The sequence below is a fragment of the Catellatospora sp. TT07R-123 genome, assembly GCF_018327705.1.
Taxonomy (GTDB): domain Bacteria; phylum Actinomycetota; class Actinomycetes; order Mycobacteriales; family Micromonosporaceae; genus Catellatospora.
The window spans coordinates 501,989-528,183 of sequence record NZ_BNEM01000001.1 but is presented as its reverse complement, the minus strand read 5'-3'; the positions used below and the strand labels follow the sequence as shown (position 1 = coordinate 528,183).

Below are 26,195 nucleotides of genomic sequence, written 5' to 3'. Positions count from 1 at the left end.
AAGGAACCCCCATGAGTGACAAGCTGCGAGTAGCCGTCGTCGGTGCGGGCCGCTGGGCCCAGCGCGCCCACATCCCCGGCTGGCAGCGTGACCCCCGCGTCGAGGTCGTGGCCCTGTCCGACACCGACCCGGCCATCCTCGCCCAGGCCGGCGCCGACTTCGGCGTCGACCGCCTGGTCACCGACTACCGCGAGCTGCTCGACGCACCCGACATCGACGTGATCGACGTGGCCACCGCCAACCACGCCCACTTCGAGATCTCCGCAGCCGCCCTCGACGCGGGCAAGCACGTCCTGTGCGAGAAGCCCGTCCACCACGACAACCGGCAGACCCGCGCCCTGGCTGAACTCGCCCGCAGCAAGGGCCTGAAGACCAAGCTCGGCTTCACGTTCCGCTACGCGCCCGCGGTCCAGTACGCCAAGAGCCTCATCGACGCCGGGTTCGTCGGCACGCCCTACATCTTCAACGGCTACGAGCAGAACAGCCAGTGGATCGACCCCGCCACCCCGATGCGCCAGGTCGACCCGGACGCCGACCCGAACGTGCTGGTCACCTCGTCGATCGAGGGCTACGGCGCCCCGATCATCGACATCATGCACGAGTGGAGCGGCGGCAACCTGACCTCCGTCGTCGGCACCATGCGCAACTTCGTACCCCAACGCGTCGTCCGCGCCACCGGCGCCATGCAGCGCCTCAACATCGACGACGGCGACATGTGGATCGCCGAGTTCGACAACGGCGTCCTGGCCTCGATCCAGTCCTCCTACGTGACCGTCGGCAACTTCCCCGGTATCGAGGCCCGCATCTTCGGCTCCGAAGGCGCCATCATCGTGCGGCTGGTCGAGGAATTCGGCATCTGCCAGACCATCAAGACCGCCACCAAGGACTCGGTCGAGTTCGTCGAACGCGAGATCCCCCAGCAGTTCTTCCCCGAAGGCGGACACTCCCGCGAACCGTGGGACTTCCTGTTCTACTCCAACCTCTGCGCCGACTTCGCCACCGAGATCCTCTCCGGCACCGACGCCAACCAGGGCGACTTCGCCCAGGGCGCCCTGGTGCAGGAGACCATCAACGCGTTCGAGAAGTCCTTCCGCGACCGGGCCTGGACCTCCTTCCCGCTGGAGCAGGCGTGAGCGCCCACGACTGGGGCACGCTGGCCGACGACGCCGCAGCCCGCGCCATCCTGGAAACGGCACTGGACACCCTCGCCGGGCGGGTCCAGTTCGCCGACGCCCGGCTCATCGAATGCGAGGAGCTGCGCTCCTACGCCCAACTCGGCGCCGACCCCGACGAGCGCATCGAGCAGAACATCGGCATCGGCGTGCGCGTCCTCGTCGACGGCCAGTGGGGTTTCGCCGCCCGGCCGCTGACCGCCGTCGGCGACGCCGCTCTCGCCGCCCGCGCGGCGCACGCCGACGCGCTGGCCATGTCCGGCATCGGCAGACGGGTGGACCTGCCTGCCCGCGAGCCGTCCAGCGGACGCTACGCCACGGAGGTCGGCCAGGACCCGTTCGCCGTCGACACCGCGACCCGGCACGGCCTGCTGGCCGGCTGGCTGGCGGAGGCAGGCGCGCCCGCGCTGGTCGCGGCCGGGCAGGCCGGGATCAACGCGAAGCGCCAGCACCGGCACTACGCCGACACCGAAGGCTCACGCCAGCACCAGCACTTGCTGGAGACCGGCGCGATGCTGGTGGTGACCGCCGCCGGGCACGGCGACGTACAGCGGCGCAGCTACCCCAACTCCTTCCACGGCAACACCGCCGGAGCGGGCTGGGAATACCTGGCGAGCCTGGCCATGCACGACAACGCCGCCCGGGTGGGGGAGGAGGCCGTCGCGCTGCTGACCGCGCCGGCCGCCCCCCGCGGATTCGCCGACGTCGTCATCGGCGCCCAGCAGGTCTCGCTCCAGATCCACGAATCGGCCGGGCACGCGCTGGAGCTCGACCGGATCCTCGGCGACGAGGCCAACTACGCCGGAACCTCGTTCATCAGGGCCGCCGACGTCGGCTCGCTGCGCTACGGCTCGGCCGCGGTCACGATCGCGTCGGACCCGACCGTGCCCGGCACCCGCGGCAGCTTCGCCTTCGACGACGAGGGCACGCCGTCCCGCCGGGCCGCCCTCATCGACCGCGGCATCGTGGCCAACACCCTGTCCACCCGCGACTCCGCCGCCCGCTCGGGCCTGGCCCTGACCGGCGCCGCCCGCTCCGACGGCTGGGCCTACCTGCCGGTGTGCTTCTCCACCCACGTCTTCCTGGAACCCGGCGACGGCGGCAGCCTCGACGACCTGCTCGACCGGATGGGCGACGGCTACTACATCGACGACAACCGCAGCTGGTCCATCGACAACCAGCGGCTCAACTTCCAGTTCGGCACCGAGGTCGCCTACGAGGTCAAACGCGGACGCCGCGGCCGGCTGCTGCGCAACTTCTCCTACGGCGGTGTGACGCCGCAGTTCTGGGGCTCGGTCGAGGCCGTGGCCGGGCCGTCGGAGTTCCGCTCCTTCGGCTACCCCTGCGGCAAGGGCGAACCCAAGCAATGGGGCTTCCTCAGCCACGGCGCCAGCCCGATGCTGGTACGCGACCTGCGGATCGGAGTGGCCTGATGACCGCCTTCCACCCACCGGTGTCCCTCGACGGCCTGCTCGACCGGCTCGGCACGGCCGCGGCGTCGGGCACCGCCGACGCTGTCGAGATCACCCTGCTGGGCCGGGCCGGGCAGTACACCCGGTTCGCCGACGGCCGGATCCACCAGCCGCAGGACATCATCGAAACCCAGTACACGGTCCGTGCCATCGTCGACGGACACGCCGCGCGCGCCGCGGTCGGCACCCTGGGCGGCCTGGCGGCCGCCGTGGGCAAGGCCACCGAGGCCGCCCGAGCCATGGCCCGCAGGCCGGGCGCCGCCCCCGGCACGGCCCGGACCTCCGAGCCGGCGCCACTGCCCCAGGTGGCGCTGTGGCACGACGACACCGCGGCGTTCGACGCCGGCGCGCGGGCAGTCGCCGCCGGTCAGACCATGCGCGCGGCCGCTGCCGCAGGCGGCACCGCCGCCGGCATGTTCGGCCGGGCGATCACCCAGATCGCCGTCGTCGCCTCCACCGGCGCCGCCCACCACGCCGTGGCCACCGAGGCACTCGGCTCGCTGACCGCAGCGGTCGCCGACGGCACCTCCCACTGGGTCGACCTGCACCGCTCCAGCGGCGCCCTCGGCCTCGCGGCCGCCGCCGACCGCACGATCGGCGAGGCGGTCGCGGGCCAGGGCCGCGTCCCGGTCCCGGACGGACGGCACACCGTCGTGCTCGGCCCGCAAGCAGTCGGGGAACTGCTGACGTTCCTGGAGGACGTCGGCTTCTCCGGCGAGCTGGCCGCCGCCGGCGTCGGGCTCGTCGCCCGGCGGCGCGGCGAGCGGGTCGCCTCGCCGCTGGTCACCGTCGCCGACGACGCCACCGCCACGATCGGGCTGCCCATCGGCTTCGACATGGAGGGAACACCCAAGCGGCGTGTCCCGCTGCTGGACCGCGGTGTCGTCGGACAGGCGGTGACCGATCTCGCCACCGCCGCCCTCCTCGGCACCGCCTCCACCGGCCATGCCCACATCGCCCGCGAACAGGCTCCCGCCCCGGTCGCCGCGAACGTCGTCATGGCCCCCGGCGACGCCACCGAGGCCGACCTCATCGCCGGCGTCGAGCACGGCGTCTACGTGCAGCGGTTCTGGTACACCCGGCTGGTCGACCGCCTGACCGGCACCATCACCGGCGTCAGCCGCGACGGCTGCTTCCTGATCCGCGACGGCAGGCTCGCCGAACCGGTCGCCGGCGCCCGGTTCACCCACTCGGTCCTCGACTTCCTCGCCACCGTCGACGCCGTCGGGTCAGCCCGCCGCTCGCAGCCGGTCATGAACGTGTGGAACGGCGCGGTCACCGCGCCCGCCGTACGCGGGCACGGGTTCCGCTTCGGCTCGGCCGCGATCGAGGAGCAGTGATGATACGAACCAACGCGGACCGCCTGGTCACCCAGATCCTCGCCGGCGAGGTGTGGCCGGCGCTGGCCGACCGGCACGGCTACCGGGTCGACGCCGACGGGCAGCCGTTCCTGCTGCCCGGCATGGGCGGGGTGACACTCGGCGTGCACCCGGGCGACCCGGCGACCGGCTACGCCGCCGACCATCTCGAACCGGGCCTGTCGGTCCGCGCCCGCGGCGAAGGCGCCAACATGGCGCTGCAGTTCCTCAGCTGCGTCGGCAACATCGTCACGGTCCGGACCGGACCGGCCGCCGGGCGGCAGGGCAAGGTCATCGGCCAGCACGCCTACGTGCTGGTCGACCTGGCCGAGGCCGACCTCGCCGAGGTCAGCACCGGCGACCAGGTCACCGTCGCCGCCCGCGGCCAGGGCCTCAGGCTGCTGGACCACCCGGCGGTCGTGGCCAAGAACCTCGATCCCGACCTGCTGACCCGGCTTCCCGTGCGGACCCGTGCCGACGGACGGCTGGAGGTCGGCGTGGCCGCCCGGGTCCCGGCTTCGGCAGTCGGCGCGGGTGCGGGCATGGTCTCCGAATTCGCCAACACCGACCTCATGGGCGCCTACGCCGGGCAGGGGGACGACCTGTCCCTGGGCCTGGAGCGCCTGCGCATCGGCGACATCGTCGCGATCGAGGACGCCGACCACCGCTTCGGCCGCGGCTACCGGCGCGGCCATCTGGCCATCGGTGTGATCAGCACCGGCCACTGCCGCCTGTTCGGCCACGGCCCGGGGCCGAGCACCATCCTGACCGGTCCCGCCGACGCGTTCCATCTCGTCGACGACCCCGACGCCTGCCTGGGAGGAATCCTGTGACACCGATCGCGGTGAACCTGACCGGCGTGGTGGAGACCCCCACCATGCCGTCGACGCCATACCTCGTCGACGCCGACGGACATCCGTACGTGCCGCTGGGCGACTGCGGCGTCGTGCTCGGCGTCCACATCGGCGACGGCGTCTTCGACCACGACGCCGACCACGTGGCCCCCGGAGTCACCCTCAGCCACGCCGACCAGTCGGCCCGGCACGCGCTGACCGCCTTCGCGTGCTTCGGCAACCGTGCCATGGTCCGCACCGGCGCCGCGGCGGGCGCTCCGGGCTTCGTGCTGGGCAAGCGCGGCGAGCAGGGCCGTGTCATCGTCGTCTTCGACGACGAGACGCTGGCACAGCTCGTGCCCGGCGACACGATCGTCGTGCGCGGCCGGGGACAGGGCGCCGAGCTGCCCGGCGTGCACCTGCTCAACGCCGACCCGGACGCGTTGGACCTGCTGCCCCTGGTGATCGGCGACGGGCAGGTCCACGCCACGGTGCGGGCCGTGTTCCCGTCGCGGGTCGCCGGCAACGGCATCGGCCGCCCGGCGCAGATGTGGGACATCGACCTCCAGCTCACCCCGGACGACCCGGAGGCGGCCGGGCTGCGGCTGGGCGACCTCGTCGCCGTCGACGACCTCGACGTGCGGCACAACACCGGATACCGGGGCGGATACCGGACTGTCGGACTGATCGTGCACGGCGGCAGCCCGCTGCCCGGTCACGGACCCGGCCTCATGCCGATCCTGTGCGCGCCGGCCGCCAACCTGCCCGTCTCGCTCACCGGCGACGCGGCTCCACAGCTCACCCTCGACCGCCTACACTTCCGGCCATGACGAATCCAGCGACCGTGGTGCACCGGTCCCTGCCGGAAAACGTCTATCTGCTGCTGCGCCGGCGGATCCTCAACAACGAGCTGCCCGCCGGGCAGCGACTCATCGAGACCAACCTCGCCGAGGAACTCGGTGTCAGCCGCTCCACGATCCGGGAAGCGCTGCGCCAGCTGTCCTTCGACGGGCTGGTCGACATCTCGCCGAGGCGGCACAGCGTCGTCACGCGGATGGCGTACGAAGACATCCGCGACGCCTGCTACGCACGCTACGTGCTCGAGGCCGGCGCTGCCCGCAGCGTCGGCGAGCGGCAGGAGATGGTCGCCAAGATGCAGGCGGTGGTCGCCCGCATGGGCGCTGCCGCGCGGGAAGGCGACGTGGCCTCGATGATCGACCTTGATACGGAGTTCCACGCCTGCATCATCGACGCGTCCGGCCGCAACCGGCTCGGCTCACTGTGGCGGACACTGGACGCGCAGATGGGGGCACTCATGCGCTCCTCCATCGACCGCCAGCACATCGACCTAGTCGAAACCGTACGCCGCCACCAGCTGGTCGTGGACGTCTTCGGCAAGGGCGGCATCGACGAGATGGTCCAAGCGCTGGAGGAGCACTACCTCGGAGCGGTCGACGGCATGGCGCAGGCGGGGATCCTGACCGACTGAGCCATGCCGGCCCTGCCCGTGGTGCCCCGGCGACGGCCCTGGCCGCTGCCGCCGTCGGCACCTGGGGGGCGCCCTCCGCGGACGCGAACGCTTGGTGAACAACGCGGCGGACGGGTTGCGGCCGGTCGCGGTGCGTTGCCACCATGGCTGCCATGCCGGCCGGATCGACGACCCTTCGCCTTGATGATCATGAACTGCCGGCCGTGTGGCTGCGCGACAACTGCCGCTGCCCCGCGTGCGCCGACCCGGTGAGCGGCCAGAAACTGTTCGGCATCACGGACCTGCCCGCCGACCTGAGCATCGCCGACGTGGCCGACGACGGCTGCGAGGTGGCCGTCACCTTCGCCCCGGACGGGCACGTGTCCCGCTTCCCGCGCGGCTGGCTGCTCGCACCGGTGACCGCCGATGAGCGCACCGAGGCGGGCAAGGAGTTCGGGGCCGGGCTGGTCGAGGTCGCGTGGGAGGACTTCCGGCAGGACCGCGCCGGGGCGCTGGATGCCCTGCTGCGGCGAGGGTTCGTGCTGCTGCGCGGCGTGCCGGTCGTCGAGGGGGCGGTCCTGGAGGCCGCCGCGGAGTTCGGCTACGTCCGGGAGACGAACTACGGCCGCCTGTTCGACGTCCGCGTCGAGGCCGATGCGACGAACCTGGCGTTCACCGGCCGCGAGATCACCCCGCACACCGACAACCCCTACCGGGACCCGGTGCCGACCGTCCAACTGCTGCACTGCCTGGTCAACGCCGCCGACGGCGGGGACTCCGGGCTGGTCGACGGGTTCGCCGCAGCGGCCGTCCTGCGGGCGGAGGAGCCCGAGGCGTTCGCCGTGCTGACCCGGACCCCCGTCACCTTCCGTTACGCCGATGCCGACACGGACCTCTCCGCCAGCAGGCCGCTGATCGGTGTCGACCCCGCCGGGCGCGTCTGTGAGATCCGGTTCAACAACCGGTCGACCCAGCCGCTGCGCGCGCCGCACGCCGAGGTGAGCGCGTTCTACGCCGCGTACCGGACGTTCGCCGAGATCATCGCCCGGCCGCAGGGGCGCCTGGACTTCCGGCTGGAACCGGGGGACTGCCTCGTCTTCGACAACACCCGCATGCTGCACGCCCGCACCGCCTTCGCCGAAGGCGGCGCCCGGCACCTGCAGGGGTGCTACGCGGACCTGGACGCGGTGGCCAGCCGGCGGGCGGTCCTGCGCCGCCAGGCGCCACTCGACCAGCTCGCCGACCTGTTCGCGGGGCCGGGTGCCGCCGACTACCTGGGCGAGGCCGTGTCGCAGGCCGCGCACATGCTCCAGACGGCGTCGCTGGCCGAAGCCGCAGGCGCGCCCGACGCGCTGGTCGCGGCCGCGCTGCTGCACGACGTCGGCCACTTCGTCGGCGAGGTCGGCGGCGGCGACCTGATGGCCGGGGTCGACAACCGGCACAGCCACACGGGCGCGGACTGGCTGGCCGCGTGGTTCCCGGAGCCGGTCACCGAACCGATCCGACTGCACGTGGCGGCCAAGCGGTACCTGTGCGCGGTCGAGCCGGGCTACCGCGAGCAGCTGTCGGCCGCCTCCGAGTACACGCTGACCGTGCAGGGCGGCCCGATGACTGCGGCGGAGACCGCCGCGTTCGAGGCGCGGCCCGGGGCCGCCGACGCCGTCGCGGTACGCCGCTGGGACGACGCCGCCAAGGACCCCGCCGCAGCCGTGCCGGAGTTCGGACACTTCAGGCCGATCCTCGCCCGCGTGCTGCGCCGGTGACCCTGCGTTCGGCGGCGCGGAATCCGGCGCGGTCCGCGCCGTCCGGCCGCGGCGCCCGTGCCACCTAACGCCGGTCGGGGCCGCTCAGCAGTTCGAGCACGTCATCGAGGTCGGGGACGTCCGCGACCAGGGCGGCGACCGCGGCGACGAGCTCGGCCCGGCGCGGATGCGGCACCCACAGCTCGGGTGCCGCCCGCAGCAGCGCCGTCGCCGGTCTGGCCCAGTTGGTGACGCTGAACCATCCCTCCGCGGCCCGGTAGGCGCCCTCCCCGCCGAGCAGCGGCGCCAGCCGCGTGACAGCGCTCTTCAGGTGGTCGTCGGCCGCCTCCGGATCCGGCAGCTTCTGCCCGGCACCGGCCCTGTTCCAGGCGTCGCGGAACCGCCCGGCCTGCTGAAGCGACCGGAGCAGGCCGTCGGCGACCGGAGTGACCAGTGCGTCGGGCTGCGCCCCGAGCTCGACCAGAGCCCCGCACAGGATCGAGAACCGGCCGCCGGAGCCGACGCTCAGCCCGCTCAGCAGCCAGGCGCACCGTTCGAGCGCGGCGGTGACGTCGCGCGGCGAGGCCTTCTGCGCGGCGGTCCACAGGCCCAGGGCAGCCTGCTCGAAGGCGGCCGGGTCGTCGGCCGCCTCAAGTTGATCGCAGTACTTGTCGACCTTGTTCCTGGCGCCGAAAAACACTCGCGGATGCTACCCCGGCGCGCCGCTGACCGACAGCTGACCGCGTACGGTCACGGCCCTGCGGTCCCGCCGACGCGGGATCGCAGGGCCGTCACTGCTCGGCGCCCCCGGCCGGGGGCCTAGCCGTGGGTGACGCTCAGCGCGTAGAACTTCACCTTCGCGCCGTTGCTGGTGCTGGTCGACGACGACTGGTTGTAGTCACCGGCTTTGAAGTACTGGTGGTACTGGTTGAACGACGAGGGGATCGGGTAGCTCGTCGTGCTGCCGTTGATCGTCAGGTTGATGCTGCCGCCGGAGATCGCGATCACGTAGCTCCACTGCGTGCCCAGGGGCACGTTGCCGACCGGGTGCAGGGTCTGCCCGCCGTCGGGGGAGTTCTCGGTGCCCAGGGTGATGTTGCCGTTGGGCGCGTAGTAGAGCTCGAGCAGCGGCTTGGTGGACGTCCCGCCCGAGCCGAGGTGGACCTGTCCCACGCAGACGTTCTTGGTCACCGAGACGACGCGCAGCCGTGCGCTCAGCCGGTGGGTCCCGGTCAGGGCCCAGTCGGCGGCGCTGCCGTTCGGGTTCATCTCCCGCAGTTCGGTGCGCGCGTAGTTCGAGTTCGGTGTGGTGACGCCCGCTTCGGGGTCCCAGAAGGTCATCGAGCCGTCGTTCTTGTCGGTCCAGAAGTAGGTCGGGTTGGCGTATCCGGTCGGGCCCTTGAGCTGTGCCGGAGGGATCGTGGTGGGCGAGCCAGGTGAGCCGATCGGCAGCTGGAGCGACCATACGGACAGGTCGAAGTTGCCGCCGGGGGAGACGTTCGGGTTCAGGCCGGTGACGTCGACGTCGATGAAGTCGATGTTGGCCGGTCCGTTGGCGGTGGTCGCCGTGATGCGCACCTTGTTGGTGCCGGCGTTGACCGGCGCGGTGACGGTCCGGTCGGCCCAGGTGTCCCAGTCGGCGGTGGCCGGGAACGACAGCCCGGCGGCCACCGTGCTGCCGTTGACAGCCACGGTCGACGGCCGGTCCACGCTCGTGCCGTTGGCGTACCGGATGGTGATGGTGGCGGTGCCCGCGCTGGCGGCGGTGACGGTGAACTCGACGTAGCTGCCCACCACGTTGTCGGCGTTGACGTAGCCGGTGCCGGAGTAGCCCGGGTGCAGCGTCTCCAGGATGCCCTGGGAGATCGTGGCGTTCTCGGCCTCGTAGCGGGTGGCCGCGGCGGCGGCGGGGGCGGCCGGTACGACCGTGGCGATGACGGCGACGGCGAGTCCCGCGCCCCAGCGCCTCGCCCGCGTACCGCGTGACGTCCTACGCCCTGAGGGCATTGAGCTGCGCAACATCATAGATCCTCCTGCTCGACCGACATGGGCGCGGGTTGCCGCGACCGGCCGTCATCGATGAACTGGACGCCTGATCGCGCTGCGAGCGGCGGAGAGGTACGCGACCAGATAGGAAAGTTACCTAACTGATAATAGGTGGAGCCATCTACCTGTCAAGGTGTCGACATCTGCCAATCCCATCACCCTGGAACATTCGATCCACATATGTGGACGGCGGAACATCGCGCTGCGGGCGTACGCCGACAGCGACGGGTCCGGAAGCGGCGATTTCGCGAGAATCGCCGCTTCCGGTGGTCGGGCGCTGAACGCCGGTTCGGATCAGGCCGTCGTGCAGGGGACGGTGCCGTTGAGCACGAAGCGGCTCGGCGGCGGCGAGCCGGCGGGCGCCGTCACGCCGAATCCGAACGTGGCGGCTCCGCCCGGGTTGATGGTGGCGATGTAGAACGCCGGGGTCGCGGTCGCCTGGTCGCCGGCGCGGGTCACCGTCGCGTTGAAGGCGCCGCCGAGCGTCTCCGCGGTCGGCAGCGTGAACGTGACCGTCCAGTTCTGCAGCACCGTCGATGCCGTCATGTTCTCCACGGTCACGGTCACGTTGAACTGCGTGCCGTAGCTGATGATGGAGGACCGGCAGGTCGGTGCGGGCTGGACGGCCCGGGTGGTGAAGGTGACCGGGTCCGAGCGCACCGACCGGTTGCCGTTGGGGTCGAAGGCGACCACCACCACCGTGTACGTCGTGCTCGGCGTCAGGTTGTACAGGTAGACGGTGCCGATGTTGTTCGTGGCCCAGTCTGTCCACACGCCGTTGACCTGGCGCTGCACCCAGTAGCCGGCGACGCGGTTGTTGTCGGTGGAGCCGTTCGTGTTGATGGTCGCGGCGATCGTGCTCACGGAGTACGCGATCGGCGTGGCCGGCTTGGTGGGCGGCACCGCATCGGGCAGCGGCGCCGTGGTCACGGCGATGTAGCCCGACGGGCTGCTGGTGGTGTAGCCCGAGTTCGGCTGGGCGTTGGCGATGATCCGGTACTCGTACACCTTGTCGGGGGTGAGCCCGGTGTGGGTGAACGACGTGGTCGCGTTGTGGGCCAGGTCGTACCACGGGACCAGCGGGCCGTCGATGACCTGGATGGTGTAGTCCTTCACCGGGCCGGCGGACGCCGCCCAGGTGATCGTGATGCTGGTCTGCGTGACCTGGGTGGCCACCGGGGTTCCGGGCGTGGGCAGCGGCGTGGCCGCGCCGGCCGGGCCGGCCGTGATCGCGGCGGTGACCACGACGGCCGCGGCCGCGCCGAGCAGGCGCAGGAGGCTGTGAGCGTTCATGGTGGTGATCGTGCAGGGCCGGACCCGCGAACCCCGGTGTGGTTGGACACCGTTGGACACCACCGGCAGTCCGGGCCCTGCGACGTCGGCGCTCGCGGTGTCGCTCAGGCCTGGGCGCCTCCGCCGTTCAGGCGATCAGCGCCTCGCCGCCGCCTGGTGCGGTAGAGGGCGTCGTCCGCCGCGGCGAGACTCTGCACCGGGTCGTTCGTCAGCCGGGCCCAGCCGACCGTGGCCGAGACGGGTGTATCGGGCACGATGGAGGTCCAGTCCTCGGCGGCCAGGGCCCTGCTCATCCGGCGGCCGGTCTGCTCCGCTTCGGCAAGCGTCGTACGCGGCAGGATGACGACGAACTCGTCACCGCCCAGCCGGGCGACCAGGTCCCCCTGTCGGATCGTACGGGCCAGCACACCGGCCACCCGCTGCAGGACGACGTCACCGGAGTTGTGCCCGTAGGTGTCGTTGACCGCCTTGAAGCCGTCCAGGTCGAGGATGCCGATGACGGCGTCCACGCCGCGCCGGGTCAGCTCGGCGGCGAGCTCGTCGATCCGGCGCCGGTTGGGCAGGCCCGTCAGCGGATCGGTGCTGGCCTGGCTGGCGTAGTGCGCGGCCATGCGCCGCAGCCGGTCCTGGTCGAGCCGGGCGCTCGCCCCGCTGTGGAAGAGCGTGCGCAGCTGCCGTTCCTCGATGGACAGCGCGCGGATGGCGTTGCGCTCGGCGTCGAGGGCCGCGGCGTGGTCGCCGCGCTGGGTCAGCGCCATCGACCGCAGCCGCAGCGGCTCTGCCACGCCGAGGGCGTCGATCGCGTTCGGGGTCTGATCGAGCAGCGAGAGTGCCTGGTCGGGCTGGCGCGCCGCGATGGCGTCGCAGACCTCGGCCAGGACGTTCACGTCCGCCAGGATGGCATCGACGCCGGTGTCCTCCGGCACGTCGAGGCGGACCCGGTGGCCCAGGGCCGCCAGACGTTTCACCGCGTATCGCAGCGGTACGCGCTGCATCACCGGAAGGTCGCCGGTGAAGTGGCTGCTGTAGCCGATGAGGGCGGTCAGTCCCTCGACACAGCCGGCGGTGTCCCCGCGCTGGTCGAGGTGGACGGCGGCGCCCACATAGGTGATCACGCAAGCGGCCTCTGCCGGTGCGATGCCGGCCTGGGCGCACAGGCGACGGCACTGCCCTGCCGCGGTCAGTGCTTCGGCGTGGTATCCCAGCTGCGTGTATACGGCGGCCAGGTCGTTCCACGCGTCCACGGCGCCCAGGGTGAGCTCGTCCATGCGGCGCAGCTCCCGCTCCGCGTGGACGAGGTGCAGCAACGCCATGTCGTGTGCGCCCCGCTCGCCCGCGACCGCGGCCGCCAGGACGTGGAACTCGCCGTGCAGCCGCGGGTCCCGCGTCTGGCGCAGCAGTTCGTCGACCTCGTCCAGCTGCGATGCGAGAGCATCGGTGTGGCCCATGTTGTAGAAGGCGGCGAGGCGTTCGATGTGGGCCTGGGCCCGCCTGCGCGGGTCGCCGGTCTCCGCCGCGATCCGGTCCGCCAGCGGAAGGACCTCGGCAGACCGCCCCGCGACCGTCAGCTCCCGGAAGCGGACCCATTCGTCGGCGACGGGATCACCCCGTACGCCATGTTTCATTATCTGACTGTACCCGGCGCTGAGAGCAGGAGACGTGAAGGTGATGATACGGGAGGAATGGGTTCGAATGCCGTTTCGCCCAGCCGGAAGCGGACTGGACGGGATGATGGCCGGGCTTGTACCTTGCAGCTGACCGCTACACGCCTTGAGGAGGTGAGACCCATGAACGCTGGATCGAAGTGGGTGCTCCCCCTCGCCGTCACGGTCGGGCGAACGACGTAGGTGTCGCCGGAGCGCCCCGACAACAGGGCACTCCCGAAAGGCAACACCTATGTCCCCCATGTTCGACGTGATCATTGCCGGGTGCGGCCCGGCCGGTGCGATGCTGGCCGCCGAGCTGCGGCTGCACGATGTACGGGTGCTCGTCCTGGAGAAGGACACCGAGCCCGCGTCCTTCGTCCGCATAGTCGGCCTGCATGTTCGCAGTATCGAGCTGATGGCGATGCGCGGGCTGCTGGAGCGCGTGCTCGAACGCGGAAGGCGCCGTCCGGCCGGCGGCTTCTTCGCCGCCATCGACAAGCCGGCGCCCGAGGGCCTGGATTCCGCGCACGCCTATCTGCTGGGCATCCCGCAGCCGGTCATCGTCGCGCTGCTCGAAGAACACGCGATCCGACTGGGCGCGCAGGTCCGGCGCGGCTGTACGGTGGCCGGGCTCGAACAGGACGACGACGGGGTGACCGTCGGGCTGGCCGACGGGGAACAGCTGCGTACGCGCTATCTCGTCGGCTGCGACGGCGGCCGCAGCACGGTGCGCAGACTGCTGGGCGTCGGCTTCCCCGGCGAGCCGGCGCGGACCGAGACGCTGATGGGCGAGCTGGAGATGGGCGTGCCGCAGGAGGAGATCGCCGCCAGGGCGGCCGAGATCGCCAGGACCGACAGGCGGTTCAGCCTCCAGCCCTTCGGCGCGGGGGTCTACCGCGTCGTGGTCCCCGCCGCGGGCGTCAGCGATCGTGCGGAGCCGCCCACCCTGGAGGACTTCAGGCAGCAGCTGCGCACCATCGCCGGAACCGATTTCGGCGCGCACTCCCCGCGCTGGCTGTCCCGCTTCGGGGATGCCACCCGGCTGGCCGACCGTTACCGGGTCGGGCGGGTGCTGCTGGCCGGAGACGCGGCGCACATCCATCCGCCCATCGGCGGCCAGGGCCTGAACCTGGGTGTCCAGGACGCGTTCAACCTCGGCTGGAAACTGGCCGCGCAGGTCCGCGGCTGGGCGCCGGAGGCACTGCTGGACACGTACCAGGCCGAGCGCCATCCGGTCGCCGCGGACGTGCTGGACAACACCCGGGCCCAGATGGAGCTGCTGTCCGACGAACCGGGCCCGCGGGCCGTGCGCAGGCTGCTCACCGAGCTGATGGACTTCGACCAGGTGAACCGCCACCTGATCGAGAAGATCACCGCGATCGGCGTCCGCTACGACTTCGGCCCGGGCCCCGACCTGCTCGGCCGCCGCCTGCGCGACCTCGATGTGAAGCAGGGCAGCCTCTACGGTCTGCTGCACCGCGGGCGCGGTCTGCTGCTGGACCGCACCGAGCGCCTGGCCGTCGGCGGCTGGGCGGACCGGGTCGACTACCTCGCGGACCCCACCGCGGCGCTGGACGCTCCGTGTGTCCTGCTGCGCCCCGACGGCCACGTGGCCTGGGTCGGCGACGACCAGCAGGACCTGGACGGCCACCTCGCCCGCTGGTTCGGCCGGGCCGGTCGGCCGTAGCGCCACGGGTGCGGCGCCGAGGACTGCCGCGCACGGGGCGTCGCCGAGCACTTGGGGCTGGCGGCGCTCCGTGGCCGCCGGGCGGGGCTAACCGATGCCCTGGACGGACAGGCGGAGCACCTCGGCCAAGCGTCTGAGCAGGGCGTCTCGATGGCGCACACGGGCCACTTCGGCGGGGTCGGCCGGGTTCCAGCCGCGTCTGCCGCGGTCGACCAGGACGTACAGCATCCGCAGGGTGTGCATGGTGTTCACGGTCCGCGCCGGGACCGGCACCGGCCGACCGGCCGCGCGCAGCTCCTCGACGATCAGGTCCAGCCAGCCAAGCGCCTGCGCCTGGTCGAGCTCGGCCCGGGTGAGGACGCGGGCGAGGGCGTCGGCGAGCCGGTCGTCCTCCCAGGCGGCGAAGAGGTGGTCGGTGGGGGCCAGCATCCGGCGGGCGCCCAGGGCGAGCAGCCCGGCGAGTTCCGCGGGGCCCACCTGGGGCGCGAGTCCGAACGCGCCGAGCAGGTCGGCTCCGTGCGCGACCGCGTGCAGCCAGCCCAGCTGCGGGTCGTAGCCGCGGATGTCGCGTTCGTCGGCATACCAGGCGGTGAACGCGGCGAGCCACGACGGCGCGAACACGCCCCGGCTGACTATCGAGTCGAGGATGAGCGGTGCGAACGTTCTGGCCTGGATCTCGGGGTCGGCGAACCGGGCCGCCATCTCGTCGCCCAGCGCGACCAGGTGGGCGTCCAGGTCACCGCGGCCGATCCAGGTGGCCACCACCGAGTACGCCGTCCGGTCGCGTATCGCCGGGTCGGCGGCCCGCAGCATCCCGGAAAGTTCGGCGACGAGTTCCGCCGTCGGCCGGTCGCCCGGGACGGCCATGTCGTTCGCCATCACCTCATGCCAGTCGGTCACCGGGGGAGCTTAGCGGTGTCCTGCGGGAGCCGCCGCCCGTGCCGGCCGCCGGGCGATCGCCCGGCGGCCGGACCCGGCCCGGTTCACCGTCAGTTGGCGCAGGCGTAGTAGTTCGTCGCCGCCGCGTCCGGGTACCAGGTGTAGACCGAGCAGAACGCCACCGCCCCGGTCACCAGGTTCTGGATGCTGACCCACTCCGGGTACCACTCCGACCCGCTGCCGTCCTTGCGCAGCCCGATGCCGTCGATGCGGCCCAGGTCGGCCCAGCTCGTCACGCCGAACGTCTCGGTGGAGTTGCGCTCGAAGTTGTCGCGCGAGTCGTCGAGCTGCTTCTCCGAGGAGATGGCCAGCAGGCCGTACGCCCGGATGTAGATGTTCGCGTCGGTGCCCGCGCCCGAGAAGTTGCCCGTGCGCACCGTCACGTTGTACCCCGGTCCCGCGAGGGTGACCACGCCCGAGGGCGTGTCGGCCGGGGTGGCCGGCGCGGCCGAGGCGGCCTGGCCGGTGAAGGTCACCACTGCGGTGATCGCGATCGCGGTCGCCGAGAGCGCTGCCCTGATGTTCATGATTCCTCCGTCGGTCGGACTGGTTCGTTCCTGCCGACGACGATGCGGTCCTGTTTCGACGATCCGTCGACGACCGGTCGACAGTCCGTCGACAGCGCCCCGCCCGGGGGCCGCGACCAGGGATCGGACACCGAAAACCGTCCACTGTGTCCGGTACGCGATATCAGTGGCCGCCGATCCCGCCCCGCGGTCAGAATGGGCCTGACAGGAGGGCCGATGCAAGCGCCGCACAATCTCCCCTTCCGGGTGCTCGGGCCGCTGGAGGTCAGCCACGACGGGCAGCCGGTCCAGGTCGGCGGACCGAACATCCGCACCGTCCTCGCCCGGCTCCTCGCCCAGGCCGGACGCACGGTCAGCGTCGCCGCCCTGGCCCGGGAGGTCTGGGCCGACGACGCTCCGGCCGACGCCGAACGGACCATCCGCACCTACGTCTCGCGCCTGCGCTCGGCGCTCGGGCCCCTGGCCCAGGCCGGAGACGTCGAGCTCGTCACCGCGGCACCCGGCTACCTGCTGCGGGTCGACCGCGACGCCCTCGACGCCACCCGCTTCGAGCAGCTCGCGAAGACCGGCCGCGACGCCGCGTCCGGCGGCCGCCACGCGGAGGCCGCGGCGCTGCTCAGCGAGGCACTCGGGCTGTGGCGCGGCGACGCGTTCGCCGAGTTCGACGGCGGCGACGCCCTCCCCGCCGCAGCCGACCGCCTGCGCCGCCTGCGCCTGAGCATCAGCGAGGAGCGCATCACCTCCGCCCTCGCCACCGGCGCCGACGTGGTCGCGGACCTGGAGGCCCTGTGCCGTGCGCATCCCGAGCGGGAACGCCTCTGGAGCCAGTTGATGATCGCCCTCTACCGGGCCGACCGGCAGGCCGAGGCGCTCGCCGTGTTCCGCGAGGTGAGGACGATCTTCGCCGACGAGTACGGCATCGAGCCGTCACCGCAGCTCGCCGAGGTCCACCGGCGGATCCTCGCCCAGGACCCGTACCTGTCGGCCCCCGCCGGACCGACCCCGCCGCCCGACCCGGTCGCACCGCCGCCCGCCGCACCGGAGCAGTCCGCGTGGCCACTGCCCGCGCAGCTGCCGCCGCCGGTGCCCGGGTTCGCCGGACGCGCGGGCGAACTCGCCCGGCTCGGCGAGGCCCTGCCGGACGACGGCGCGGCCGCGCCGGTGCCCGCCGTGATCGTCTCGGGCCCGGCCGGTATCGGCAAGACGGCTCTCGCCGTGAGCTGGGCGCACCGCGTCAAGGACCGGTTCCCCGACGGCAGCCTGTATGTCAACCTGCGCGGCTTCGACCCAGACGACGGCGCGGTCCTGGACGCTGCGGCTGTGGTCCGCGCGTTCCTGGACGCGCTGGGTGTGCCCGCGGCCCGCGTGCCGCACAGCACCGACGCGCAACTCGGCCTCTACCGCAGCCTGCTGGCCGGGCGGCGGATGCTGGTGCTGCTCGACAACGCCCGCGACGTCGCGCAGGTCCGCCCGCTGCTGCCCGGGGCGCCCGGCAGCCTGGTGCTGGTGACCAGCCGCAACCGGCTCACCGGGCTCGTCGCCACCGACGGCGCCCGGCCCGTCGACCTTCACCCGATGACCGACGAGCAGGCCCAGGAGCTGCTGCACGGTCGGCTCGGCGCACGTCGCGTCACGGCCGAGCCCGCCGCGGTGGAGGCGATCGCCGCCCGCTGCGGCGGGCTGCCGCTGGCACTGTCCATCGCCGCGGCGCTGGCCGCGACCCGCCCGCAGCAGAGCCTCGCGGCGCTCGCCGATCAGCTCGCCGACCCGGCGGGGGTGCTCGACACCCTGCGCGGCGACGGCGACCCCGCCACCGACCTGCGGGCCGTGTTCTCCTGGTCCTACCGGGGGCTGAGCGCACCGGCCGCGGAACTGTTCACCCTGCTCGGCCTCCACCCGGGCCCCGACCTCGGCATCGGCGCCGCCGCGAGCCTGCTCGGGCTCCCGCTGCGGAGCACACACCCGGTCATCGCCGAACTCGTCGGCGCCAATCTGCTCACTCCGTCGGGTCCGGACCGGTTCGTCCTGCACGACCTGCTGCGCGCCTACGCCGTGGACATCGCCGACGGCATCGGCGATCCCGGCCGGCGCGACGCGGCCCGCACCCGCCTGCTCGACCACTACCTGCACACCTCCTACGCCGCAACGCTCGCCCTGCACCCGCCGTTCAGCTCCCTGCACCTGCCCGAGGCGGCACCCGGCACCTTCCTGCCGGAGATCGGCGGCGAGCCCGCGGCGCAGGCGTGGTTCGCGGCCGAACGGGCCGGTCTGCTCGTCACCGTGACGCATGCCGCCCGCCACGGCCGTCCGGCCCACGCCTGGCAACTGGCCTGGAGCATGGCCCGGGACCTGGACCGGCGCGGGCAGTGGGCGGACCGGCTGGCCACCCAGGAGACCGCCCTCGCGGCCGCCGAACGCGGCGGCGACCTGATCGGACAGGCGCACTGCCACCGCGAGCTCGGCATGGCCTACTTCCGGCTCGGCGGCGACCGCCAGGCGGCCGGCCACCTGGACCGGGCGCTGCGGCTCTTCGCCGACCTCGGCGAGCCGTCCGGAGCCGGGCACACCCGGGTCAACCTGTCGATGCTCACCGAGCGCCAGGGCGACCTGGACGCCGCGCTGCGGCACGCGCGGCAGGCCCGCGAGGAGTTCGAGCGCGGCGGCAACGCGGCCGGGCAGGCGTACACGTTGAACATGATCGGCTGGAAGCTGACCCTGCTCGGGGACCACGAGCAGGCGGTGGCCTACTGCGAGCAGGCGCTGGAACTGCTCCGCGACGTCGGCGACCGCCAGGGGGAGGCCGACACCTGGGACAGCCTCGGCCATGCCCACCACCAGCTGGGGCGCCACGCCCGCGCGGTCACGTGCTACCAGCGGGCGATCGCCCTGTTCGAGCAGGTCGGCGACCAGTACGGACGAGCGGCCAGCGACGCCAACCTGGCCGCGACCCACTGGACGGCCGGCGACCACGAGGCGGCCCGGTTGGCGTGGCGGCGGGCGCTGACCACGTTGGACGAGCTCGGCCATCCCGACGCCGACCAGGTCCGGGCACGGCTGCGCCGCGCCGATCCCGCCCTGCGCACCGACCCGCTCGTGCTCACGTGAGGTCCGCAGCCGTGCGTGCGCTTCGTGGCGGGCCGCTCACCCTCGCGGTCGCGGCGCTCAGCACGTCGGCCTTCGCGGTGCAGCTCGCGGCACCGTCGGTGGTCGACGCGCTCCAGCGCGATCCCGGCCCCATCCGCGACGGACAGTGGTGGCGCCTGCTGTCGCCGCTGCTCGTGCAGCCGTCGGGCTGGGGCCAGTACGCGTACAACACCCTGGGCCTGCTCCTGGTCGGCCTGGCGGTGGAACGGCGGCTCGGCCGGGTCCGCTGGCTCCTTCTCTTCCTCGCGGCAGGCCTGGCGGGCGTGGTGTTCATGCTGCTGGTCGAGCCGTCCGGCACCGGCGGCGGCTCCTCCGACGCCGTGGCCGGCCTCATCGGCGCGCTCGCGGTGCTGACCTGGCGTGACCGCCGGCCGCTACCGCTGCCCGCACGCCTCTACGCGGTCCACTTCACGCTGTACCTGGCGGCGCTCGCCGTGGCCGGGCCGATCGCGGGGACCGTCGCCGGGGCACTGGCGGTCGCCTTGGTCATGGCGGCCAGGACCGGCGGCGCGGGCAGGTGGGGTCTCGTCGCGGCCGTGGCCGCGGGCGCGCTGCTGCTGGCCGGGCTCGGCGACGCGCACGGCGCCGGGCTGCTGACCGGGCTGGCGCTGGCGACACTGCTCGCCGTGTACGGGCCGGAGCCGACCGCAGCATCTCGCGAAGCCTCCACGTCGGCGACCGGAGGGCCGACCTCGGCCGGATGAGGCTCACGGCGGCGGCCGCCGCGGGCGGTCGTGCCCGGGTTCCGGCGGGACGTCCTCGAAGTGCTGGATCACGCCCTGGCTCACCTCGTGCGGCGCGACCCGCAGCTGCGACGCCACCGACCGGAGCAGCAGGTCGACGTCGCCGTGGCGCACCGCGTCGAGCAGGAACGGGGCGACGGTCCGGTAGGCCCGCACCCGGGCCTCCGGCCAGTCGGCGTGGAAACCGTCGGGAAACGCCCTGGCCAGCGCCCGCTCCACCCCGATCAGTGCCAGCGGCCGCTGCGCGGCGAGCAGGTCCAGCAGGGCCGCGTCGGGACCGCGGGCGGCCAGCAGTTCGGCGATGTCCTTGAACCCTGTCGGCGCGGTGCCCAGGACCCTGCCGTGCGGCCAGCTCACGGCCAGCGGATAGGCCCGCTCCAGCGCCCTGGCACCCGCGCGGTCCAGGTCGAACGACATGATCAGCGACGTGTCCGGGCCGGCCGCGGCGGCCAGCAGCGCGAACTGCGCCGGCGTGAACGCGGTGCCGCCCGGAGCCACCACGACGGTGCGGACGCCCCCGCCGGCCGGGCCGCGGTAGGCCAGGTGCGCGGCGATCGCGTCGGTAGGCCCCTCGACCACGAGGAACCGTGCCGGGCAGCCCTGGCCGCGCAGCTGCGGCGCGAGTCCGTACAGCAGCTCGCCCTTGTGGAAGATCGGCGTCTCGGGGGTGTTGTAGAACTTGGCTCTGCTGCGCCCCGACAGGTCGCGGCCGGTGAAGCCGGCGATCCGGCCGTCGGGGGCGTGGATGGGGAACACCAGTCGGTCCCGGAACACGTCGTAACTGCCGCGCCCGTGCAGCCGGTCGGCGGCCACCAGACCGGCGTCGAGCATGACCTCGTCGGTGAACCCGATCGAGCGCAGGTGCTGGAGCAGGACGCCGCCGCCCGCCGGGGCGACCCCCAGCTGCCAGCCGCTGTCGGGATCGGCGGCGGCGGCGATGCCCCGCGACCGCAGATAGGCCGCAGCGGCACGGTTCGCGGGCAGCTTGGCGGCGTAGAAGGCCGCCGCGGCGGCGTTGACGGCGTACAGCGCGTCCCGCTGATCCTGGTCGTCGGCCGGCGCCGAGACGGCCTTCGGGGCGGCCTGCCGCTGCGCCGGGACGTGTGCCGTGCCCCGCCGCTGCGCAGGAGCCCCGGCGGGGGCCGCCGATCGGGCAAGTGCCCGCTCCAGTCGGGCCGTCACGGCGTCCGCCGTGCGGATGACCACCGCGATCGTGTCGATCAGCAGGTCCGCAGCGGACCCGTTCCCCGGCACCGCCCACCGGCGCGGCTGCGGAACCGGGGCGTCGACCGGTTGCAGACCGAACCGCCTGGCCACGACGCGGGCGACACCCAAGGCCTGCACCTCGCGCGCCGGGCCTGCGGGCAGCATCGGCAGGGCCATCCGGCCGACCAGATGCCCCGCCGTCTCCGACAGGGGCAGCTCAGCGGCCAGGTCGACGCGGTCCCCATCGGCGCGCACCGCGGACTCCAGCCCCTGCCGCAGCCGGACGGTCAACCCGGCCTCACCCGCCAGCACGGCCAGCGCCGCCACGACCCGCACCAGGTCATATGACGGTCGGCGAGGCGGGGGCACCGCGTCGGTCTGGGTGACGTCGAAGACCTTGACGACGTCGAGGGCGTCGCCGGTGCCGTCCAGCGGCCGCAGCAGCATCAGACCGCGCTCGCTGCGGCGCACGTGGGCGCCTCGTGTCCGCCACCGGTCATGGGTGGCCAGCTCGGTGGCGTCGGGTCGCTGCCGCGCGATCAGCAGGACGTCGTCGGCACCGCGGCCGCGATGGCGCGCGGCGACGTCGAGCAGGCGATGCCAGGCCTGGGCGGTGGTGAGGTCGGCCACCGCCAGTTGCAGCGTGAGCCTGGCGGCGTGGACCAGGGCACGGCTGGACGGGTGCATCCGCGCGGTCGCTCGTTCATCGCCGTTCGGCATTCTCCGAATTCTATCGAGCCGACCGACAGCGCAGCAGGTTCAGCCGGCGGCGAGGTAGCGCTACCAGCGGGAGTTGAAGCGGACCTCGCGGCGGGCGGCTTCGGGCGCGGCGAAGGCGAGCAGCCGCTCGCCCTCCTCGGTCAGCTCCTGCACGTCGAGGGTCGGGATCTGGAACAGCGGCCGCACCACCAGCGTCGCGACGCCCTTCCTGCGGTCGATCGTCCAGATCGCCCGGACGGAGCCGTCGACGAGCACCGTGCCGGGAACGACGCCCGGCACGGCGAACACGTCGCGCCGGTCCCGGTCGTCCAGGATCCGGGTGCCGTCGTCGTACGCCGACAGCACGGCGTCGAAGTCGGCGAGGTACCGCCCCGGCGCCGGGGTGTCCGGGTGCGGCAGCGGGGCGTCCGGCACGTCGAGCAGCTCGACGCCGTCCTCGCCCCGGTGGTCCACGAGCCGGTCGCCGAGCCGCTCGACGACCTCCCGCAGCCCGCCCAGCCCCGACCAGGCCTGCAGGTCGCGAACGGTCGCGGGCCCGAACGCGGCGAAATACCGCACGACCAGGTCGTCGAGCGTCATCCGCGGGCCGGCGTCGGCGCCGAGCCAGTGCTCGGCGCTGGTGTACGCGGGCTGCCCGACCGCTCCCCACAGCCCGTGCGGCGGCACCTGCACCATCGGGACCCCGGCCCGCGCCGCCGCCCCGAGCGCGGCCGGATCGGCCTCCGGCCACTGCGCCGCGAGCGCCGCTCCCAGCTCCTTCACGGTGTACGGCCGCTGCTCGACCAGCGCCCGCCCCGCCTCGGCGACGCGGTCCGGGTCGGCGCCGCGCAGCCGTTCCCGCATCGGTGCCGACAGGCTCCGCTCCTGCACGACCCGCAGGCGCGGCCCGATGTCCACCGCATCTCGGGCGCTGACCAGGTGCGGCGTGGCCCGCATCAGCGGGGTGCGGACGGCCGCCCGGGAGGTGAGCAGCTCCGACAGGTCCTCGACCTGGAACTCCCGCAGCCGGGTCCACAGCCCGACATACGGCGGGTTCGGCGCCTGGGCGGGCAGGCCGACCAGGTGCTCGATCGCCTCCAGCGGTCCGAGCGGCGAGCGCTCCAGCAGCAGCTGCCGCGCTAGCAGGGCACGGTTGAGATCGCGGCGGGTCAGCACGGGTCGATCATTTCACGGGCGCGACCCGCCTCCGGCGACGGTGGCGCGCAGGCGCTGCTCGATCGCGTCCAGCGGCCCGGCAAGGGCCGACGGGTGGACCAGGTGCGGCCGCCGTCGCGACCCCGGTGCACCGTGTGTCCGCCCGGATCTGGCAGGCTTCGACCAGTCCGTGCACGTCGTGGATCCGCGTCGGGTCCCCGCGAGAGAGGCCCGCCGCCGTGAGTGCACCGCCCGCGGTGTTGACCCGGATCACCGGCCGCCTGGGCCGGATCGTCCTCAACCGGCCGCGCGCCATCAACGCGCTGACCACCGAGATGGTCACGAGCATCCAGCAGACCCTGGAGCTGTGGGCCACCGCCGACCGGGTCCGGACGGTGCTGGTCACCGGTGCGGGGGACCGGGGGCTGTGCGCGGGCGGGGACATCCGCGCGCTCCGCGCCGACGCGGTGTCCGGCGGCCGCGGGGCACTGGACTTCTGGGCCCGCGAGTACCGGCTCAACGCCGCGATCGCCCGATACCGCAAGCCCATCGTGGCCTGGATGGACGGCCTGGTGATGGGTGGCGGCATCGGGATCTCCGCACACGCGGGCGTGCGGATCGCCACCGAACGCTCCCGGCTGGCGATGCCGGAGGTCGGGATCGGCTTCCACCCCGACGTCGGCGGCAGCTGGCTGCTGTCGCACGCGCCCGGGCAGGTCGGCACGCATCTGGCCCTGACCGGGACGTCGATCGGGGCCGCCGACGCCGTCTACGCCGGACTCGCCGACCACTTCGTTCCCGCCGGGTGCCTGCCGCAACTGGCCGCGACGCTGGCGGGCACCGGCGCCGAGGAGGCCGTGGCCCGGTATGCGCTCGCGGCGCCGGACGGAGAGCTGGCTGCCGCCCGGGACTGGATCGACCGGTGCTACGACGCCGACTCCGTGCCCGAGATCCTCGACCGGCTGCGATCCGATCCGGCCGCGGGCGCCCGCGCGGCCGCGCGGGAGATCGCCGCCAAGTCGCCGACCGCGCTGACGGTCACCCTGCGGTCGCTGCGCACCGCCGCCCGCCTGCCGTCGCTGGAAGCCGCGCTGGAGCAGGAGTATCGGCTGTCGGCGGCGATGCTGACGTCGGCGGACTTCGCCGAGGGCGTCCGCGCCCAGGTCATCGACAAGGACCGCAGCCCCCGCTGGCAGCCGGCCAGCCTCGCCGACGTCGACGCCGCCGCGATCACCGGCTACTTCGCACCGACCGCCGACGATCTCGACCTGACCGCGGTGGCATCGCTCTGAGCTTCTCGGTCACATCTGCGGCGGACGGTCGGGCACCAGCATGGTGGCGATCTCCTTGCCCAGCGGGAGCGCGTTGTCGGTGTTCGCGTCGGACTTCGGCCCCAGGGTCACGTAGGCGACGACCAGCGTCTTCGTCACGGTGTCGTAGTACACGACACCGTGGTAGCCCCCGTAGGCCGGGTTCATGAAGAACCAGTCGCCGGCGTGCGCGACGCCGTACGCGAAGAACTTGTCCTTCGTCAGCGGCCCGAGTCCGGCGGTCGACGGTGCCATCATGGCCTGGTGCTGCTCCGGGCTGAGCAGCCGGCCGTCGGCGAGGGCGCGGATCCAGGTGGCGACGTCGGCCACGGTCGTGTTCATGTTGCCGCTGTGGCGAAACGCCGTCGGGTTCCAGAAGGACGAGTCCTCGAAGACCCCGCGCTCGTTCGTGTAGCCGTGTAGGAAGGGCTCGCTGAGCTGCGGTGTCAGCATGACCTTGCTGGCGCGCATGTTCAGTGGGTCGAGGATCCGTTTCTGCAGCAACTCGCCGAGCGGCTGCCCGGTCGCCTTCTCCAGCACCTCGCCCAGCACGACGAGGTCGCTGTGCGCGTACGCGAAGCTCTTGCCGGGCTCGAACAGCGGCGGGCGCTCGTTGGCGAGCGCGAGCAGTTCCGCGCTCGTGAACCCCTTGATGGGGTTGGCGTAGAACTGCTTCAGGAAGTTGGGGTCGGTCACGTAGTCGGAGATGCCCGAGGTGCTGTCGGCGAGCATCCTCGGTGTGATCTGGTTCGCGCGCGGGAAGTCGGGCAGCCACTTCGCGATCGGCTCGTCCTGTTTGAGGACGCCCTCGCCGTCGAGTTGCAGGAGCACCGTGGAGAGCATCGGCTCCATCGGCTGCCCGATGCGCAGCTGCATGTCGGAGGTGGCCGGGACGCCGATGGGCGAACCCCCGACCGCGCCCGCGGCGATGAGCTGGTCGCCGCGCCAGACACCGTAGACGGCGCTGGTGAGGTCCTGTTCCTTCATGTGGCGGTCGACGATGGCGGCGATCTGCCGGCTTTCCGGAGCAGCGGTGCCCGGCGCGGACGTCTGCCTGGCGCCGCTCGGGGCGGTCGCGTTGTAGGCGGACCCGCACGCGGTGAGGCCGAGCATCAGGATCGTGGCGAAGGCCGCGCCGGTGCGGCGCGGGAGCCGGTTCAAGACGTTCACAGCCAGCCGTCCTTGCCGAGCGGGACAAAGGTGGGCACTCAGTGATGAATCTACTTCGAGTCCCTCGGCGATGATCCTGTTTTGCACGCATCGCGGCATTGCCAGCCGGAGTCGGAGCCGGCCGGGCCGGCTCCGCCGCTGCCGTCACGGGTCGGCCCGCAGGGCCTCCTGCTCGTACCGCTCGTACCCGGAGTCGCCTCGGGGGAGGAGCCCCGCCCTGACCATGCCCGCACCGAGTCGCAGTTCCAGCTCAGGGTCCTTGCATTCAAGGCCGAACTGGATCACCTCTGCCACGATCTCGGTGCCGTCGGCGCGGAACATGGAGCCGGAGTCCACGTTGTAGAACCAGGCGGCGTAGGCCACCACGCCGTCGAGCTCGACGTCCCAGACCGTGAGCTCGAAAAGGTGCTCCTCGGCGGTGTCGTCGCCGAGACGCACCTCTGCGGGAAGGTCGTCTCCGTCGTAGGCGATCCCCGACAACCTCACCTGCTCGCGCTGGATCTCGGTGAGCTCGTCGACGGAGGAGATCTCACGTACGTTCGTAAAGGTCGCAACCACAGTGGACAGCTCTCCTGGCCGTGACGT

General features: G+C 72.9%; 21 protein-coding genes. 11 read left to right on the top strand and 10 right to left on the bottom strand.

Annotated features, from left to right (window positions below; genetic code table 11):
- Positions 1-11: 11 nt before the first annotated feature.
- The 7 genes from Cs7R123_RS02185 (at position 12) to Cs7R123_RS02155 (ending at position 8,066) form a co-directional block, all read left to right on the top strand.
- Positions 12-1,133: a Gfo/Idh/MocA family protein gene (locus Cs7R123_RS02185; RefSeq protein ID WP_212823042.1), complete on the top strand. Its 1,122-nt coding sequence runs from the start codon at positions 12-14 to the stop codon at positions 1,131-1,133.
- On the top strand, positions 1,130-2,605 hold the full coding sequence (locus Cs7R123_RS02180; protein WP_212823041.1) for a TldD/PmbA family protein: 1,476 nt from the start codon (positions 1,130-1,132) through the stop codon (positions 2,603-2,605). The genes Cs7R123_RS02185 and Cs7R123_RS02180 overlap by 4 nt, the downstream gene beginning before the upstream one ends.
- Positions 2,605-3,984: a TldD/PmbA family protein gene (locus Cs7R123_RS02175; RefSeq protein ID WP_212823040.1), complete on the top strand. Its 1,380-nt coding sequence runs from the start codon at positions 2,605-2,607 to the stop codon at positions 3,982-3,984. Before Cs7R123_RS02180 ends, Cs7R123_RS02175 begins: the two co-directional genes overlap by 1 nt.
- Positions 3,984-4,835: a DUF4438 domain-containing protein gene (locus Cs7R123_RS02170; protein WP_212823039.1), complete on the top strand. Its 852-nt coding sequence runs from the start codon at positions 3,984-3,986 to the stop codon at positions 4,833-4,835. Before Cs7R123_RS02175 ends, Cs7R123_RS02170 begins: the two co-directional genes overlap by 1 nt.
- Positions 4,832-5,665: a DUF4438 domain-containing protein gene (locus tag Cs7R123_RS02165; RefSeq protein ID WP_212823038.1), complete on the top strand. Its 834-nt coding sequence runs from the start codon at positions 4,832-4,834 to the stop codon at positions 5,663-5,665. Before Cs7R123_RS02170 ends, Cs7R123_RS02165 begins: the two co-directional genes overlap by 4 nt.
- Positions 5,662-6,324 carry a GntR family transcriptional regulator gene (locus Cs7R123_RS02160; protein ID WP_212823036.1) on the top strand — a complete coding sequence of 221 codons (663 nt, stop codon included), beginning with the start codon at positions 5,662-5,664 and terminating at the stop codon, positions 6,322-6,324. The genes Cs7R123_RS02165 and Cs7R123_RS02160 overlap by 4 nt, the downstream gene beginning before the upstream one ends.
- Positions 6,325-6,467: 143 nt before the next feature.
- Positions 6,468-8,066 (top strand): phosphonate degradation HD-domain oxygenase, encoded by a 1,599-nt coding sequence (locus Cs7R123_RS02155; protein ID WP_308442868.1) that lies wholly within the window; start codon positions 6,468-6,470, stop codon positions 8,064-8,066.
- Positions 8,067-8,130: 64 nt separating this feature from the next.
- Here the strand turns inward: Cs7R123_RS02155 and Cs7R123_RS02150 are convergent, their stop codons facing one another.
- The 4 genes from Cs7R123_RS02150 to Cs7R123_RS02135 all read right to left on the bottom strand — a co-directional run bounded on the left by Cs7R123_RS02150 (position 8,131) and on the right by Cs7R123_RS02135 (position 13,009).
- Positions 8,131-8,745, bottom strand: coding sequence for a hypothetical protein (locus tag Cs7R123_RS02150; RefSeq protein ID WP_212823032.1), 615 nt, complete (start codon positions 8,743-8,745; stop codon positions 8,131-8,133).
- Between the two features lie 119 nt (positions 8,746-8,864).
- Positions 8,865-10,052, bottom strand: coding sequence for a polysaccharide lyase family 7 protein (locus tag Cs7R123_RS39890; RefSeq protein WP_244871550.1), 1,188 nt, complete (start codon positions 10,050-10,052; stop codon positions 8,865-8,867).
- A 333-nt stretch (positions 10,053-10,385) separates the two neighbouring features.
- On the bottom strand, positions 10,386-11,384 hold the full coding sequence (locus tag Cs7R123_RS02140; protein ID WP_212823030.1) for a cellulose binding domain-containing protein: 999 nt from the start codon (positions 11,382-11,384) through the stop codon (positions 10,386-10,388).
- Positions 11,385-11,488: 104 nt separating this feature from the next.
- On the bottom strand, positions 11,489-13,009 hold the full coding sequence (locus Cs7R123_RS02135; protein WP_212823029.1) for a diguanylate cyclase: 1,521 nt from the start codon (positions 13,007-13,009) through the stop codon (positions 11,489-11,491).
- A 280-nt stretch (positions 13,010-13,289) separates the two neighbouring features.
- Here Cs7R123_RS02135 and rox point away from each other — a divergent pair, with 280 nt between their 5' ends.
- Entirely contained in the window at positions 13,290-14,717 is a 1,428-nt protein-coding gene (rox, locus tag Cs7R123_RS02130) for a rifampin monooxygenase (protein WP_212828754.1), read from the top strand.
- Positions 14,718-14,804: 87 nt separating this feature from the next.
- Here the strand turns inward: rox and Cs7R123_RS02125 are convergent, their stop codons facing one another.
- Positions 14,805-15,617: a DUF2785 domain-containing protein gene (locus Cs7R123_RS02125; RefSeq protein ID WP_212823028.1), complete on the bottom strand. Its 813-nt coding sequence runs from the start codon at positions 15,615-15,617 to the stop codon at positions 14,805-14,807.
- 89 nt (positions 15,618-15,706) lie between these two features.
- On the bottom strand, positions 15,707-16,183 hold the full coding sequence (locus Cs7R123_RS02120) for a PLAT/LH2 domain-containing protein (RefSeq protein ID WP_212823027.1): 477 nt from the start codon (positions 16,181-16,183) through the stop codon (positions 15,707-15,709).
- 216 nt (positions 16,184-16,399) lie between these two features.
- On the opposite strand from Cs7R123_RS02120, the gene Cs7R123_RS02115 reads away from it, so the two are divergent.
- Both Cs7R123_RS02115 and Cs7R123_RS02110 read left to right on the top strand, forming a co-directional pair.
- Entirely contained in the window at positions 16,400-19,288 is a 2,889-nt protein-coding gene (locus Cs7R123_RS02115; RefSeq protein WP_212823026.1) for a BTAD domain-containing putative transcriptional regulator, read from the top strand.
- Between the two features lie 11 nt (positions 19,289-19,299).
- Positions 19,300-20,031 carry a rhomboid family intramembrane serine protease gene (locus Cs7R123_RS02110; protein ID WP_212823025.1) on the top strand — a complete coding sequence of 244 codons (732 nt, stop codon included), beginning with the start codon at positions 19,300-19,302 and terminating at the stop codon, positions 20,029-20,031.
- Between the two features lie 3 nt (positions 20,032-20,034).
- On the opposite strand, the gene Cs7R123_RS02105 is transcribed toward Cs7R123_RS02110, so the two are convergent.
- Positions 20,035-21,996: a toprim domain-containing protein gene (locus Cs7R123_RS02105; RefSeq protein ID WP_212823024.1), complete on the bottom strand. Its 1,962-nt coding sequence runs from the start codon at positions 21,994-21,996 to the stop codon at positions 20,035-20,037.
- Between the two features lie 60 nt (positions 21,997-22,056).
- Positions 22,057-23,151, bottom strand: coding sequence for a winged helix DNA-binding domain-containing protein (locus tag Cs7R123_RS02100; RefSeq protein ID WP_212823023.1), 1,095 nt, complete (start codon positions 23,149-23,151; stop codon positions 22,057-22,059).
- Between the two features lie 218 nt (positions 23,152-23,369).
- Between Cs7R123_RS02100 and Cs7R123_RS02095 the strand changes: the two genes are divergently transcribed.
- Complete coding sequence (locus tag Cs7R123_RS02095) at positions 23,370-24,422, top strand: enoyl-CoA hydratase/isomerase family protein (protein WP_212823022.1); 1,053 nt, start codon at positions 23,370-23,372, stop codon at positions 24,420-24,422.
- A gap of 9 nt (positions 24,423-24,431) precedes the next feature.
- Here Cs7R123_RS02095 and Cs7R123_RS02090 read toward each other — a convergent pair whose 3' ends face one another.
- Together Cs7R123_RS02090 and Cs7R123_RS02085 are read right to left on the bottom strand one after the other, a co-directional pair.
- Entirely contained in the window at positions 24,432-25,610 is a 1,179-nt protein-coding gene (locus Cs7R123_RS02090) for a serine hydrolase (RefSeq protein ID WP_212823020.1), read from the bottom strand.
- Positions 25,611-25,754: 144 nt separating this feature from the next.
- Positions 25,755-26,168, bottom strand: a complete 414-nt coding sequence (locus Cs7R123_RS02085; protein ID WP_212823018.1) for a hypothetical protein — start codon at positions 26,166-26,168, stop codon at positions 25,755-25,757.
- Between the last annotated feature and the right edge of the window lie 27 nt (positions 26,169-26,195).